We start from the raw sequence: 15,331 nt of genomic DNA, 5'->3' as shown, positions 1-15,331 counted from the left end.
ACCCCCGAGCCGTGTGAACTCCACTCAAGTTATTGCAAAGGAGAATTATAATTAAATGGAAAATAATTTAGAGTATATTGATTTAAGTATAAATGAAAATATTATAAACCCTAGATTATATGGATTTGTGGGTGATGGAATTTTTAATGATTCTATAGCCTTAGATAATATGTTTTTAAATATTTCAGAGGGTTCAACTGTTAGATTTCCAATGAATAGCATTGTAAGATTAGAAAGTGATGTTATTACAAATAAATCCTGTAATATAGATTTCCAAAATAGTACTATATTAAGTTACTGTGATAATGGCTTGAAATTCAGTGGAACTCTTAAAAATACATTTTCAGTAGTTGAAGACTATGTTGAGATAGCAAATAAAAATACGTTAACATTAAATTCGGTCATAGGTATTGAAGTTGGAGATTTAATTAGTGTTATATCATCTGAATTATACGACACTTCAAGATTGTATTATTTTAAGGGTGGGAATGCTATTATTACAAAAGTAGTTGGCAATATAGTTTATTTTAATATTATATTTCCTTTCGATATGTTAGCGGGTTCTATTACTGTGAGTATATACGAACCAATAATAGTTAAGATAAAAAATATTAAGTTATTAGAGGGTAAAAAAGATTTGAGTTTATCAATAGCTGGATTATCTATAGAGTATGGTAAGAATATTTGCTTAGAGTATATAAATACGAGGGGCTTTCATGCCAATATATCATTAAAAAGATGTGTAAATTCCAAATTAGATTTTATTAATACTGGAAATGCTAAAAATATAAATACTGATCCTTGGGATGGGTATGGAATATGTATTTATAGCTGTAATAATTTAAGAGGAAACAATATAATGACTAATAGCGGACAGCATGGATTAACTTGGGGAGGCCAAGAAGTTAATTATGGATTACACTTTGAAGATTGTATTTTCAAATCAGAGGTTACAACTTATGGAGTAGGAGCACATGAAAATTTGCATGATGCTATATTTATAAATGTAAAAATATTTGGCGCTTCTCTTTCTAATAATATTAATTGTATAAATTGTGAATTTGTATCTTCCGAGCTTGGAAACGTTGCAGTTTTGTTATTTTGTGCTGAAAATCCTAGAAGGGCAAATTATAAATTTTCAAAATGTAATTTCTCTAATCTGACGATAGTACTTGCGGATTATTATCAGGTAGTATGTCCCACTCGTAAATATGTGGGTAATATTGTTCTTGAGGATTGTGAGAATTTTTCAATGCTAATAAAGGTAAATGCACAAACTACAGGTGGCAAGATTGCTGAGATTGGTAGGATAGCTTTTAATAGAGTAAAAAACTACTCCTTTAATTGTACCGATATTTTAGGTTATTTAGAAATAAAGAATAGTGATAGTGAAAAAGATGGAGGAATTATTACTCAAGCTGCTGTTAATTCTACATACCAAAAGATAAAGAATGTATACCTAGAAAATATAAGTATATGTAGGGGCTATGATAATGTATACTTTGGTAATTGTGATTCCGTGGTTATTAAAGGATTTAGCTATAATGCACTAGATAGGACAAATGGACAAGAGACATTTGCTAATGTAGGAAAATTATATTTAGAGAATTACGTTAATAGTTCTGCTCCAAGAGGAATAAGACTCACTTCCATAGGAGAATTGATGATGATTAATTGTGAGATAAAGTTACTTTGTGTACTGGCTACTGCACTTGCAAATGTTGTTAGAGCTGAGGCTAAGGGTTTAAAAATAGGAAATGAGTATATGGATATAATTACTTCAACAAGTAATAAAAAATATAAATTACAAGTAAATTCTAATGGTGCCCAAACCTTACTGTTAACCTAAGAAATTTGTAGCAAGGAGCTGACCTTCCAGTCATCATCTAATGCCTCGGTGGAAGATCTTTTCAATCATTTGTTTTAATGATAAATCATTAGAAAAAGGGTTTTCTCTTAAAAAGAGATAGAATTCATAGTAAATTATGAGTTCTATCTCTTTTTTATTAGCTTAGTTTTTTATCAAGTATACAAATGTTATATTACCTATTACTATGGAAACTGGTTGTGGTTCAGTCAATGCTTTGGGAGTAACCCCATCATAAAAAAACAATGCTTTATTTGTTGGATCGTTTCCACTGAGTGCGGCCTGTGCAGCCTTAACAGCACTCTCATTTGCAGGTCTATTAATGTTACCATTAAGTACTGGTGTAAATTCATAATTACCATTTGTCCTTTGATTAATAACAGCACCTATTGAATTTGGAAAGAGTTCATGCTTAACCCTGTTTACAACTACGGCTCCTACAGCAACCTGAGCTTCATAAGGCTCTCCTTGTGCTTCGGCAGTAATTAATCTAGCTAGCATGTCCAAATCGCTTGCAGTATATTTTATTGCAGTAGGTTTGGTTTGCTCAGCAGCAGAACTATTGGTTACAGTAACCTTGAGAATTTGTCCTGGAAAAATAAAATCATTCCATATATTATTAGCCTTCCTTAAATCACTTAATGATTCTCCGTGTTTTTGTGCTATCACAGATAAGCAATCCCCACTTTTCACAGTGTAAGGTCCAGTTGTTAAGGTAGCTGCAAGTGTGCTCTGTGATGCAATTACTGAGACACCTATTGTTAATACTGACGTTAAAAAAATAGTTCTTAATGGTTTAAATTTGTTCATTATGTATCCTCCTATTGCCTCCCAGGTTAGTTGACGGGTTAGGGTAGAGGTACCCCGCTTCATTATAAAGCTTCACCCCAAAATTAAGTCCCCGGTACTTTCTTTGAAAGATTCGGCTATTGCCCCATAATAATACAATGATAATAAAAAATCAAGCGAGTTCATTGAAAGTTAATATTGATGGTGCCACTCACGTGGCAAGTGGCATGTTGTGTAATGATTTATTTAACTAATTAGTGATAATTCATATAAAATGTGGAGTTCAAAGAAAGTATTCAAAGAAAGTTCATCATAATCTTTAAGGAAATAGTGCAGAAGATAGGAAAAAGGGATATAATAGAGTGAGTTTTAAACAAACTGCTATTGTACATAAATAAAAATAAATAAATTAGAAAGTAGTGAATTACATGGAACAAGATTCAAAAGGATTTTTAAAAAGCTTATTTGGTTTTTCAGTTGGACCTATAGTGGCGGCTATATTGTCATTTATTACGGTTCCTGTTACAACTTATTTTGTATCACCTGGTGATTTTGGAAAAGCAGCAATGTATACTATGGGTTATACTATAAGTTCAATGTTTATTTTTTTAGGCCTAGATCAAGCTTTTGTAAGAGAGTATAATGAGCATAAAAATAAGAATAACCTATTTTGGAATTCGCTAATTTTTCCTTTGATATTCTCTTTTTTACTGGCTTTTATTTTTATAGTTTTTTATAAACCCGTATCATTACTTATGTTTGATAGCGTAGAAAAGTACGTAATAATTATATTAGCACTATCATTACCGTTTGCAATAATAGATAGATTTAATATGCTAGTATTAAGAATGGAAGAAAAAGCTAAAACCTATTCTTTTTTTAATATATTAAATAAATTTCTAACTTTAATAATATTAATTCCATATTTAATATTTATAGATAGAAGTTTTAAAGGCATCATAAATGCAACTTTCATAAATTTAATTGTAATTTGCATAATAGAAACTTATTTTGTAAGACACATTTGGAAAGTTAAATTTAGACTTGATAAAGAATTACTTATGAAACTATTTAGATATGGAATACCATTAGTGCCAGCAACATTAATTGGCTGGTTTTTGAGTTCTATGGATAGGATTGCGCTAAGGCAATGGTCCACCTTTAATGAAATTGGAATATATTCAGCAGCATTTAAAATAGTGGCTGTACTCGGAATTATACAGCAAGCATTTTGTACATTTTGGGTTCCTACAGCATTAAGATGGCATAAAGAAAAGGTTTCAAATGATAAGTATGTGCAAGTGAGTGATACTATTTTAGCAGTAATGGTAATGGTATTTTCATTTATTGTACTCTTTAAAGATTTAATAATAAGGTTACTTTCTTCAGACTATATTACTGCAGCAAATAGTGTCCCGTTTTTGTTATTTTTCCCAATTATGTATACTGTATCTGAAACTACAACTTTGGGAATTTCTTTTTCAAGAAAGACTTATTATAATATAGTAATATCGATAGTAGCTGCCGTAAGTAACTATGTAGGTAATTATTTATTAGTGCCTAGATTTGGAGCAGTGGGAGCTTCTATATCAACAGGAATTTCTTATATAATATTTTTCTGGATGAGAACACTAATATCCCGAAAATTATGGTTTAAATTTGATATAAAATTATATGTATATAATACAATTTTAATGGTAGTGCTCTCATTATTAAGCATTACAATTAATAATATATTTATTAATTTAATTGTTGTGTTGCTTTTGATATTTGTAAATAGAGTTTGCATTTTACAAACAATTGAAACAGTTAAGAAATACATAAAAAGTAAGGTTTGATATATTGATAGCCTTTGGAGAACATAAAGCTCAAGGATATTTTCTAATATCCTTGAGCTTTGTTTTAATATATTATATTTTTTTTATACTTACATCGTCCCAATCCATAACGGTTCCTGAACTTCCATAAAGACGCAATGCTATAGTTTTGGTGTTTGGAGGTATACAAAAGACAAAGCTTACCTTTTTCCATGATGTCCCTTCACCTACTACTTTATTAATTATTTTGAGTTTCTTAGAATCATTATAATCCACTACCTCTATTATCCCGGTTGCCTTTCTGATGCCCTGTGGCCTAATCCATCCTTCAAATAGGAATTGTTCACCTGTTACTCCTAGCTTATCTAAGGAAATAATCTTCTGAGTTACACCGGAACCTTTGCCATTTATGCGTAAAAAACTAGATCCTGTTCTACCGCCACTTGTTTCAATGGTCTTTCCCGTCCAGTTTGTTGTTTCCTTCCAGGCGCCTGAACTTACCACAGTTAAATTTTCGAAACTACCATCAGTAGTAAGTTTAAGCCTATTTACGCTACTGGGATCTGCAAAGAGAAGTCCAGAGGGTGTTAAGACCTCTATTGAACCCTTATCCCATTGTTCTTTTATATAATCCAGCAAGATAGTAAAATCAGAAAATGACATACGGCCAGGTGTTCCTAAATTACCTGCGTGACACATTAATTCAATACCAGACTTATCTCTACTAGCAATATTAATAGCTTTTATTGAAGCTGCCAATGTTCCTCTACCATCAGAAACAGTTATATGATTTAATCCGTGATATATCTGTGTTGGTAATGTCCTTGGTGGACTATATGCATAGGCTTCCGTTAAAGCATAAGTTTCCATTAGTAATTTTCCTACTGCGCTGTTGTAATCACTTGGTTTAGTTAATCCATTATAGGGTAAGTTCTTTGTTTTAGGAGTAACACCTGGGAGTGCCCAACCAACAACTTTCATATTTTGTGCTTCTATTTCTATTTTAGAAGTTACTATTTGACTATATAAGCCTGCATCGCCTTTTAAGCTATAGTCCTTATGATCGGTTCCATGACTCCATATTTCAACGCCATGTCTATTCCAATTCCGTACTTCACCCCAAGTTGTGCCTTTACCCCAACTTTGCTGCGTGTTAAATTGTGATATTAAAACCATGCTGCAGGGTAGACCACGAGCAACTAATAAGGGGAAAATTCTCTCTCCAAATACATTTTGATAATCATCAAATCTTAATGCAACTACCCCTTTGCCAGCTGTACCAATTACTCCACCTTTTGAAGTACGCTCTTTCTGTAATAAAAGTAATGATTTGTTAAGCGTAGTAGAAGGTAACTGGAAGTTGAAATTAGTAGGTTGATTATTTTTTTCAGTTTTCAGAGAAATAGAGTCTACTGAATTATACTTTACTTGCAGTGGCTGAAATACACTTGCAGATCTATATATTACTTTAAGCCCTACAATAGTAAAAAAAATTAATAAACACATTATAATTATAACTCCAAAAGTTTTTTTCAATTTCTATACTCCTTTTCTATTGGTTTATATGTAAACACCGGATTTAATAGTTATATTTATAGTTTATTCTGCTCTATTAATATAGTTCTAAACATTAAATTTTTGAGCCCATAAGTAAAGTGCCATCCACGTGGCAAGTGGCATGTTGCATTTAAATTAATAGTTACTACTCAGGAATTCCCAATAGGGAATGCCTGAGATAATATAAAAGCATGGTCGTAGCCCCCCTATCTAAAAATAGGTATAATAATAAGGGGAGCCGAGAGGCGTCCCCTTATTATAAAATTTAATAGAGCTATATCTTTTCAGGGATAAATGGTTCACCTTTTATTGCATTCTTTAGTGATTCCATTATATCTTGCCCATTCTTATTGCAGGTAGAAATATAGCTTCTTATTCTACAGAACAGGCTACCGCCATCATCACTTCTAAAGCAGCCAGATATCTTTTGTCTGAGCTTTGCCATTCTAATATCTCGCTCCGTCAAATTATTATCGAAGGGGATATTGAAGTCATACATAAACGAAAGTGTTTCCACATCATATTCTTCTAATTTTCGTAAAAATTTCAAAGCATCGATTTTTGCAGGCTTACCATGCTAGTAGCCACCACCAATCAAATCATATTATTAATCTCTCTAGTGGTATATTCTACATCGGATAGGCAATATCCTTTTTGCTAATATAAGTATTTTATTGATTTACAATGCCTGAGTAGTAACAATTAATAAAGAAATCAATTGATAAATATTTAAAATATGAAGGTGGTAAGGAAGCAGTAGGACTGTAATAAAATTAGGAAATTATTACAAAAATGATATAAATAACTTTAAGAAGGGTATAAAGTTACGATATAGTTATATCGAAGTCAGCGTAGAAAACTACCGAATTGCAATGCAATTGGTAGTTTTTGTTTTTCAAAAAGTTAATTGGATATAATTTAGAAGGCAAAATTTATATAGAGAATTTGCATGTATAGGAGGAATTAATGAAAAATAAATTGACGAACTTTAAATATTTTTGATATATTAATTGACTTTAGCGGTGGGATTTTAGGAATGTTAACATATAATATTGCTTGCAAAATGCATATTATTTATCTTCATCCTCGACATATTTAATAGGGGGCATCGGGGGGGTTGGCTTACCAGCCGCTTTCATCAAGCTAGCATATGAAATATAGATAATAGATAATACAATTGCAATAATTATAAATTTCAGCATAAAGACAACATCCTCCTCTACTAATAACAATTAATAGAATTTTATTCGTATAAAGATATATATAGAGTATATGTCTTAATGTAAAAAAAAACAATATATGCATATAAGATTTTGTTTATTTATGAAGATTATTGTAGAATATTAAGATTATCTAAATTTGGAATGATTTAATAAGGTAAAGATAACACCCTTAGTTTTTATAAACTAAGGGTGTTATCTTTATTGCTTTGCTTCACTATGGCAAATATAAAACATGATAAAGTTGTAAACATATTGAACAACAAATAGTATTATTTCAGGTTTAGAGTACCAACCAAATAAAATATAACTTCATACATTTTAACAATATGACATAGGATCCATTTTAAATGGTGGTGAATTATATGTCTTTATTTTTTTGTAATCAAAACCTTAAAGTTGGTTATAAATATAGGGGGGGAGGGAATAAGATAGAGGATAGAGATTAGTAGAAGTATTTGAGGGGGGGTATAAATGCAAGAATTAGAAAGAAATTTAGAAGTGATACAGGTGGAGATTGTCAGTGAATATGAGAAAAACGTAGGATACTTTATATTCAAAAGGATAATTGATATTGTAGGTGCTTTATGTGGAATTTTACTACTAAGCCCATTGATGGTTGTGGTTTCTATTTGGATTAAGTTAGATTCAGTGGGACCTGCTTTTTTTTCACAGGAGAGAGTTGGACAATATGGTAGAGGGTTTATGATGTATAAATTTAGGTCTATGTGTTCAGATGCAGAATCTCTTGTGGAGGAACTTCAAGAAAAAAACGAAGTGCTAGGACCTATGTTTAAAATTAAAAAAGATCCAAGAATAACTAAAATAGGGAGATTTATAAGGAAGACAAGTATAGATGAGTTACCACAGCTTTTTAATATATTAAAGGGAGAAATGTCATTAGTAGGGCCAAGACCAAGTTTACCTAGGGAAGTTGCGCAGTTTACATCTTTCCAAAAACAAAGGTTAATCGGAAAGCCAGGGTTAACTTGCTATTGGCAGGTAATGGGGAGAAGTAGTTTGGGCTTTGAAGAATGGATGGAGTTAGATATAAAGTATATAGAGGATAGAAGTTTATGGGTAGATGTAAAATTGATATTCAAGACTTTTCGAGTTTTATTTGGAGATAGAAATGCAAGTTAAGGAGGAGTTAAATGGAAAACAGAAGTGAGTATATAGCAAATGAATCAAAGTATAAGAATGTGTGCATATTCGGGCAAGGTTTTGTTGGATTGCCTCTAACATTAAGTTTCGCACTTAGGGGGTGTGACACTATAGGGGTGGATGTGAACAGTGGATTAGTAGAACAAATAAATAATGGAATAACGTATCACACAGAAAAGTTTTATGGCACAGGAATTCAAGAGATACTTAGAAAGGAACTAAAAAAAGGGAAATATAGAGTAACAAATAATGCTTCAGAAGCAGTTCGGAAATGTAATAATATTATAGTTACAGTGGGTATTCCTGTAAAAAACGGGAATTACAATATGGAAGATTTAGAAAGTGCCTGCAGAGTAATAGGGAAAAATCTTAAGAAGGAAGACTTAGTAGTCATAAGAAGTACTGTTATACCAGGTACCACAGAAAATTTTATACTACCAATATTAGAAGAGGAATCTGCAATGAAGGCGGGAGAAGAATTCTATTTAGCATATTCATCAGAGAGAATCGCTGAAGGCAACGCTTTTGATGAATTTGAAAATATGCCTACCTTAGTTGCAGGAATCAATGAAAAAAGCACAAAAAAAGCAATTGGTTTATTATCAATTGTATGCAAATCTGAAGTAGTGCCTGCAAGCTGTATTAAAGTAGTGGAAACTGCAAAGGTATTTGAAAATGCTCAAAGGGACGTTAATATTGCTATGTCTCAGGAATTTGCAAGATTTACGGAAGGATTGGGAATAGACATATTCGAAGTTATAAAATTAGCCAATACCCATAAACGAGTTAATCTTTTAACACCTGGTCCAGGTGTTGGTGGATATTGCGTACCCAACGCCTATCACTATATATCACATAAGGCAGAGGCTATGGGGATTGATATGGAGATATTAAAACTTGCAAGGCGAAAGAATGCTGCTATACCTAAGCTTATTGTAAACAAAATAGAAGAGTTGTTAAAGGAAGTTGGGAAGGAGATAAAAGGTTGCACGGTTGGAGTTATAGGTCTTGCTATGAAAGATTACTCAAATGATGACAGAATAAGTCCTCCCGTGGATATATGCAAATTACTCCTTGAAAAAGGAGCAGAGATTAGAGCTTTTGATCCAGTAGTGAAAACTTATTATGATTTTAAAGTGAATAGCCAAGAAGAGGCGCTGCGAAATTCTGATGTTGTTGTAATACTTGCAAGGCAGCATAATATAGTCTTTGACGATTATGAATATATGGCGAAACTTATGAATGAAAAGCCAGTGTGTATAGATGCAAAGGCTGTGATAAACAAAACAGAAGCTGAAAAGTATGGGTTTTTATATTGGAGGCTTTAGGTGTTTTATATTAAAAGCTGTATAGGCAAAGTGAGGAAGATGGGCTTTCAAGCCTTAATAAATAAAGTTTTTGCAAAAGTAAAGCATAAAATATATTTTTCATTAAGAGCATATTATTTAAAGATTTTTGGAGTAGATATTGATGAGAACTACTTTAAAGATTTTGCACCTAGATGTAATTTTTTATTTGATGTATCACAAATTGATATGTATGTGGATGAGCTTATAAAACTAGATAAATCAGAAGAAATAATAAAAGATGGTGAAAAAATATGTAGCCATGTATTCAATTTATTAGGTTCAGGAGATATATATTTAGGGGAGAGGCTTCCTTGGAATAAGGATTTTAAGACTGGTTTTATATGGAAAAACAAGTTTTATAAAAATATTAGAATAATTGATCTAAATAATAATTCAGATGTGAAGATCCCTTGGGAGCTTTCACGATTTCAACATTTTTTTACACTAGGAAAGGCCTACTTGTTAACTACTAATGAGAAGTATTCATTGGAATTTAAAGAGGAAATTGAAGATTGGATTAAAAGTAACCCCGTGGAGATGTCAGTAAATTGGGCATGCACTATGGATGTAGCTATTAGAGCAGTAAATTGGATAATCGGATATTTCTTTTTTAAAGATTCCGTAAGTATTTCAAAAGAATTCTTGGTTAATTATAATAAAAACCTATATCTTCATGGGAGATATATAATTAAAAACTTAGAAAACCAAGGAGAGCATACAGGTAATCATTATCTATCAAATATTGTTGGATTAATATGGCTTGGAATATATTTTGGTGAGTTTGTGGTGGAGGATAATACCTACGAGAATAATCCAAGGCTATGGCTAGGCTATGCTGCGGTGGAACTTGAAAAAGAAATGTTTATCCAGGTAAATGAAGATGGAACTAATTATGAAGCATCAACATCCTACCATAGATTAGTAACGGAATTATTTTTATTAACAACAGTGCTATGTAATAAAAATACTATTAGTTTCTCTGGTGTGTATATGAGTAGATTAGAAAAAATGTGTGAGTTTATAATGGACATAACTAAACCTAATAACTTATCACCATTAATAGGAGATACGGATGATGGAAGATTGGCTATTGTTTCTAATTATTCATCTTGGCTCAGAAGAGATTTTGGTCATATTTTAGCCATAGCTGGGGAGTGTTTTAATAGAGAGGATTTTAGATACTATGGTAGGCATTATAAAGAGGACGCATTATGGATTGTAGGCTCCTTTAAAGAAAATGTACCTGTGCCAGAAAAATTAAAATCCAAGGCATATAAAGATGGAGGATTTTACATATTACGCAATGATAGGATTTATTGCTTAATAAGATGCGGACAGCTTTCATTTAGAGGGCAAGGGTGCCATAGCCACAATGATCAGTTAAGCTTTGAGTTAAATGTTGATGGTGAAGATTTTATAGTAGATCCAGGAGTATATGTTTATACTGCGGATTATAAAATGAGGAATTTATTTAGAAGTACAGAGATGCATAACACATTATATGTTGTCGGATATGAACAAAATAATTATGAAAAATATGATTTGTTTAATATGGAAGAACAGACATTTGCGGAGTGTGTTGAATTTTGCGGAAATATATTTGTTGGAAGACATTTGGGGTATAGAAGTAAGTGTGGTGTTATTCACCAGAGGACTATTGATATAAGTGATAATTATATGAGAGTAATAGATGAAGTAATAGATGAAAGCAATGGTAAGGCAAATAATGAAAATAATTTGACAGCAAATTTTATATTAGATAGTGAAGTTGTGGCTTTAATAAAAGATGATGGTGTAGAACTGGTGAAAAACAATATAAGAATAACACTGGCTACTGAAAATGAAAAGAAAATAAAACCTAGTTATTTATCCTGGAGTTACGGTGATATAAAAGAAACTAGGAAGATCGAAATCTATAATAAATTATAGAATGGTGGGGATGTAATGCTGAAACAAATAATTAGAAAAGCTCCAAGCTTTATTGAAAAACCAGCTAGATATGTATATATGAGTATACCAGATTATAAGCGGTACGGTAAAACCTATAGAGAAAAATATGATTTTTTAAAGAAGTCAGGGAGCTGGACAAAAGATCAACAAGAAGAATATCAGATGGAGCAAATCAACAAACTATTAGAGCATGCATATACAAATGTTCCATATTACACAAGGGTCTTTGATGAAAGAGGAATAAAACCTAAGGATATTCAAAACTTTAATGATTTAAAACAATTACCCTATTTGACCAAAGAGATCATACAAAATAACTTAGAAGATTTAATTTCAAAAAATAAGAAAAAAAATAAGTTTAGATATGTTGAAACTAGCGGAACTACAGCTATGCCCATGGGTTTCTATATAGACCCACAGTTAGATAAAGCTAGGGAATGGGCTTATATATCTAATTTATGGCGACAAGTTGGATATGATGTAAATAAAGTTAATAAGTGTGTAATCATAAGAGGTAATATTCCTAAAAATGGGATATGCGAATTCAAAGGCAGAGACCTAATACTGTCCTCTTTTCAACTGAAGGAGGAAAATATGAAAGAGTATATTAAACAAATGGTAGCATTTAACCCGGATTTTATACAGGCATATCCTTCTTCCATTCATACACTATCTAAATACATTTTAAGAAATAATATAAATATAATATTAGATAAGCTTAAGTGTATTTTATGTTCTTCAGAAAATTTATCTGACAATCAAAGACTAGAGATACAGAAGGCTTTTGGTGTAAGGATATATAATTTTTATGGGCATACAGAGCACGCATGCTTAGCTGGTGAATGTGAGCAAACCAGCTATTTTCATTTGCAAAGTGAATATGGGTATACAGAAATAATTGATGAAAATGGACAAGAGGTAAGCAAAGAAGATGAAGTAGGAGAAATAGTGGCAACTGGATTTAATAATTATGCAGTTCCTTTTATTAGGTATAAAACTGGGGATTTAGCAGCTAATACAAATAAAGAATGCGAATGTGGAAGAAATTACAAGAAAATCAAGAGGATTGAAGGAAGAAAACAAGATTTTTTAGTGGATAGGGATGGAAGGCCAATTGATGCTCTCTGGTCTGATTATCCATTGTGGCATATAAAGGAAAAAGTTTCGACTTTTCAATATATTCAAAATGAACCTGGAAAAGTTATATTAAATATTCAGTGCAGTGAGAAGCTTGTGGATGAGGATATAAAATGCGTTATGGATGTTTTTAACTTGTATTATTCCGGTTTTGAAGTGAGAATTAATATTGTAGATTATATTGAGAGAACTAAAAGGGGGAAATTTAGGTTTTTAGTTCAAAACTTAGATATTACTAAATTGGAAGGAGAATAGGAGCATGGATCTAATTAATCAATTTGAAAATTCATATATGGGATTTGTTCTAAAGGAAATAAAGTATCGTTTAACATGTAAAAAATCTTATGAAAGAATGTCAATTTCTATGGATAGGTATAAAAAATGTACTACTAAAAAACCCTTGAAGCAAATTAGAAGTGAAATAAATTTATGTAAAAAATATTGGAAGTGTTATCCACTACATTATTTCCGATATGACTTATATGAAAGGGATGTACAATTATCAGAAAGTGAATTAATTAATTATATTCCAGAATTTTTTTTCTACCGATTATTTTTAGCTTATCATGATTCAAATAAGTATACAACTCTGGTTGAGGAAAAAAACATAACAGAACAAGTATTTAGAAGCTTAGAGATAAATCAACCAGAAACAATATATAAATTAATAAATAACAATTTATATGATATATATATGAAAAAGCAATCTATAGATAATTTTATAAAAGATTTAGAAGTTAAGAAATATAACAAAATCTTTGTAAAACCTGTTAATGGAGAAGGTGGGAGTGGGATATATGTTTTCCATAGAAAAGCTGATGGAAGCTATAAGACTAAAGCTCAGGAAGAATTAACGAGAGAATTTATAATGAAAATTGGTAGTAACTGTGATTATATATTTCAACTAGCAGTGAGTCAGGATAAAAGACTTTCTGATATATATCCAAACGCTGTAAACACATTCAGGATAGCAACAGAAAACAAAAATGGTAAGGTTAGAATAATTTGTGCAACGTTAAGAATGGGTAAGTATGGTAATGAAGTTGATAACAGCTGTCAAAATGGATTATCGCTAGGAATTGAAATTGCCACAGGTAGAATCCAAGAAATTGCTATTACTAGAAATGGAGAAAAATTCTATAAGCATCCGGATACAGGCTTTGTTTTTAAAGATTATGAAATTCCAGAATGGAAGAAGATAAAAGCTTTTGTAATGGACAGTGCTAGTAAGCTGGCACAGTGTACTTATTTAGGCTGGGATATAGCATTGAGCGAGAGTGGACCATTGGCAATTGAAACTAATCTGAATTTTGGATTAGATCATTATCAATCATCATTAGGTGGCTTAAAGGAGTTGTTTTCCATAGATAATGTGAATTTTTATTGGAAAAAAAGGGGGAGAAAATCAAAATGATTGTTCAAGTTGGACCCTATCCTGAACCTATCGGCGGTATATCAATATATATTAAAAGAATGAAACAATATATGGATTTATTAGGAATGAAAAATGAGGTATGGGACTTAAACAGAATAGAAAAACATAAAGAAAAGGTGTTACAGGTAAGATTAAGATATGTCCCCTTTAAATATTTATTTCGAAAAGATATACAAATAATACATTATAATTTATGCGGAATAAGACCTAAAGTATATATAAGCATTTTTAATAAAATATTCTTTGCCAAAAGAAAAAAAATAATCACTGTACATGGGGACTGTAAAGAAACATTAAAAAATAATAAGAGAAAATTGGTTAAAGCCTTGAATAGTTTTGATGCCATAATATGCGTTAAAGTCGGTGATGCAGCGCAGTTAGAAAGTTCAGGTGTAACTAAACCAATATATGAGGTCCCTGCATTTTTGTTTCCTCTCAAAGAAGGGGAAGGAGATATACCAGAGTATATACTTAACTTTATAGAGAGTAAAGACTTCGTTATTTCAGCCAACGCCTCCTCCATACAATTTCATAACGATATTGATTTGTATGGAATAGATATGTGCATTGATTTAGTAATAGGGTTGAAAAAGAAAGGACTTAATATAGGAATGGTATTTTGTCTTCCTCATGTTGACAATGATGTGTATTACAGAAAACTAATGACGAGTATTGACACAAACATAATAGAAGATAATTTTTTGTTTGTACACGAACAGATGGAATTATGGCCAATCATTAAAAAATCTGATTTATTTATTAGGCCCACCAATTATGACGGATACGGGGTGTCCATAGCAGAAGCTATACAGCAAAGTATTCCTGCTATTGCCAGTGATGTATGTGAGAGGCCAGAAGGAACAATAGTGTTTAAATCAAGAGATTCAAAGGATTTATATAACAAAACCATGGATGTAATTTATAACTATAATTCTTATAAGAATAGGATAAAAGATATACAGTATGAAGACAATAGTAAAAAAATTTTAGATATATACGATAGGATAATAAATACATAGATTACAAAATAATATAATTAGATTGGA

General features: G+C 31.3%; 12 protein-coding genes and 1 riboswitch. Of the genes, 8 read left to right on the top strand and 4 right to left on the bottom strand.

Going from position 1 to position 15,331, the window contains the following annotated elements:
* Positions 1 to 55 precede the first annotated feature (55 nt).
* Positions 56 to 1,849, top strand: coding sequence for a hypothetical protein (locus KPL50_RS03490; protein ID WP_216297053.1), 1,794 nt, complete (start codon positions 56 to 58; stop codon positions 1,847 to 1,849).
* A gap of 162 nt (positions 1,850 to 2,011) precedes the next feature.
* Here the strand turns inward: KPL50_RS03490 and KPL50_RS03485 are convergent, their stop codons facing one another.
* A complete protein-coding gene (locus KPL50_RS03485; RefSeq protein WP_216297052.1) occupies positions 2,012 to 2,677 on the bottom strand; it encodes a cell wall hydrolase in 666 nt (221 codons plus the stop codon).
* Between the two features lies 1 nt (position 2,678).
* Positions 2,679 to 2,805, bottom strand: a riboswitch (cyclic di-AMP (ydaO/yuaA leader).
* Between the two features lie 279 nt (positions 2,806 to 3,084).
* On the opposite strand from KPL50_RS03485, the gene KPL50_RS03480 reads away from it, so the two are divergent.
* A complete protein-coding gene (locus KPL50_RS03480) occupies positions 3,085 to 4,494 on the top strand; it encodes an oligosaccharide flippase family protein (RefSeq protein WP_216297051.1) in 1,410 nt (469 codons plus the stop codon).
* Between the two features lie 72 nt (positions 4,495 to 4,566).
* Here the strand turns inward: KPL50_RS03480 and KPL50_RS03475 are convergent, their stop codons facing one another.
* The 3 genes from KPL50_RS03475 to KPL50_RS27365 all read right to left on the bottom strand — a co-directional run bounded on the left by KPL50_RS03475 (position 4,567) and on the right by KPL50_RS27365 (position 7,232).
* Positions 4,567 to 6,009 carry a polysaccharide deacetylase family protein gene (locus KPL50_RS03475; protein ID WP_216297050.1) on the bottom strand — a complete coding sequence of 481 codons (1,443 nt, stop codon included), beginning with the start codon at positions 6,007 to 6,009 and terminating at the stop codon, positions 4,567 to 4,569.
* Positions 6,010 to 6,304: 295 nt separating this feature from the next.
* Positions 6,305 to 6,580: a transposase gene (locus KPL50_RS03470; protein ID WP_216297049.1), complete on the bottom strand. Its 276-nt coding sequence runs from the start codon at positions 6,578 to 6,580 to the stop codon at positions 6,305 to 6,307.
* Between the two features lie 520 nt (positions 6,581 to 7,100).
* Positions 7,101 to 7,232 carry a hypothetical protein gene (locus tag KPL50_RS27365; protein WP_290443189.1) on the bottom strand — a complete coding sequence of 44 codons (132 nt, stop codon included), beginning with the start codon at positions 7,230 to 7,232 and terminating at the stop codon, positions 7,101 to 7,103.
* A gap of 492 nt (positions 7,233 to 7,724) precedes the next feature.
* On the opposite strand from KPL50_RS27365, the gene KPL50_RS03465 reads away from it, so the two are divergent.
* The 6 genes from KPL50_RS03465 to KPL50_RS03440 are packed head-to-tail and all read left to right on the top strand — an operon-like array spanning position 7,725 to position 15,304.
* Entirely contained in the window at positions 7,725 to 8,393 is a 669-nt protein-coding gene (locus KPL50_RS03465; protein WP_216297048.1) for a sugar transferase, read from the top strand.
* An 11-nt stretch (positions 8,394 to 8,404) separates the two neighbouring features.
* Positions 8,405 to 9,742 carry a nucleotide sugar dehydrogenase gene (locus tag KPL50_RS03460; protein ID WP_216297047.1) on the top strand — a complete coding sequence of 446 codons (1,338 nt, stop codon included), beginning with the start codon at positions 8,405 to 8,407 and terminating at the stop codon, positions 9,740 to 9,742.
* The gene (locus KPL50_RS03455) at positions 9,743 to 11,692 is read left to right on the top strand and encodes an alginate lyase family protein (protein WP_216297046.1); all 1,950 of its coding nucleotides are present in this window, start codon (positions 9,743 to 9,745) and stop codon (positions 11,690 to 11,692) included.
* A gap of 15 nt (positions 11,693 to 11,707) precedes the next feature.
* On the top strand, positions 11,708 to 13,105 hold the full coding sequence (locus KPL50_RS03450) for a phenylacetate--CoA ligase family protein (protein WP_216297045.1): 1,398 nt from the start codon (positions 11,708 to 11,710) through the stop codon (positions 13,103 to 13,105).
* A 4-nt stretch (positions 13,106 to 13,109) separates the two neighbouring features.
* A complete protein-coding gene (locus KPL50_RS03445; RefSeq protein WP_216297044.1) occupies positions 13,110 to 14,264 on the top strand; it encodes a sugar-transfer associated ATP-grasp domain-containing protein in 1,155 nt (384 codons plus the stop codon).
* Complete coding sequence (locus KPL50_RS03440) at positions 14,261 to 15,304, top strand: glycosyltransferase (RefSeq protein WP_216297043.1); 1,044 nt, start codon at positions 14,261 to 14,263, stop codon at positions 15,302 to 15,304. Before KPL50_RS03445 ends, KPL50_RS03440 begins: the two co-directional genes overlap by 4 nt.
* The last annotated feature ends 27 nt before the right edge of the window (positions 15,305 to 15,331 follow it).

It is taken from the genome of Clostridium sp. CF012 (assembly GCF_018861755.1).
Taxonomy (GTDB): domain Bacteria; phylum Bacillota; class Clostridia; order Clostridiales; family Clostridiaceae; genus Clostridium_AD.
Note: the sequence above shows the minus strand (reverse complement) of the source record. Positions and strands in the feature narration are given on the sequence as shown.

Coding starts and splice junctions, on each gene's coding strand:
- KPL50_RS03485 (WP_216297052.1), bottom strand. CDS start 2,677: ATGAACAAATTTAAACCATTAAGAACTATTTTTTTAACGTCAGTATTA.
- KPL50_RS03450 (WP_216297045.1), top strand. CDS start 11,708: ATGCTGAAACAAATAATTAGAAAAGCTCCAAGCTTTATTGAAAAACCA.
- KPL50_RS03440 (WP_216297043.1), top strand. CDS start 14,261: ATGATTGTTCAAGTTGGACCCTATCCTGAACCTATCGGCGGTATATCA.
- KPL50_RS03460 (WP_216297047.1), top strand. CDS start 8,405: ATGGAAAACAGAAGTGAGTATATAGCAAATGAATCAAAGTATAAGAAT.
- KPL50_RS03445 (WP_216297044.1), top strand. CDS start 13,110: ATGGATCTAATTAATCAATTTGAAAATTCATATATGGGATTTGTTCTA.
- KPL50_RS03465 (WP_216297048.1), top strand. CDS start 7,725: ATGCAAGAATTAGAAAGAAATTTAGAAGTGATACAGGTGGAGATTGTC.
- KPL50_RS27365 (WP_290443189.1), bottom strand. CDS start 7,232: ATGCTGAAATTTATAATTATTGCAATTGTATTATCTATTATCTATATT.
- KPL50_RS03490 (WP_216297053.1), top strand. CDS start 56: ATGGAAAATAATTTAGAGTATATTGATTTAAGTATAAATGAAAATATT.
- KPL50_RS03480 (WP_216297051.1), top strand. CDS start 3,085: ATGGAACAAGATTCAAAAGGATTTTTAAAAAGCTTATTTGGTTTTTCA.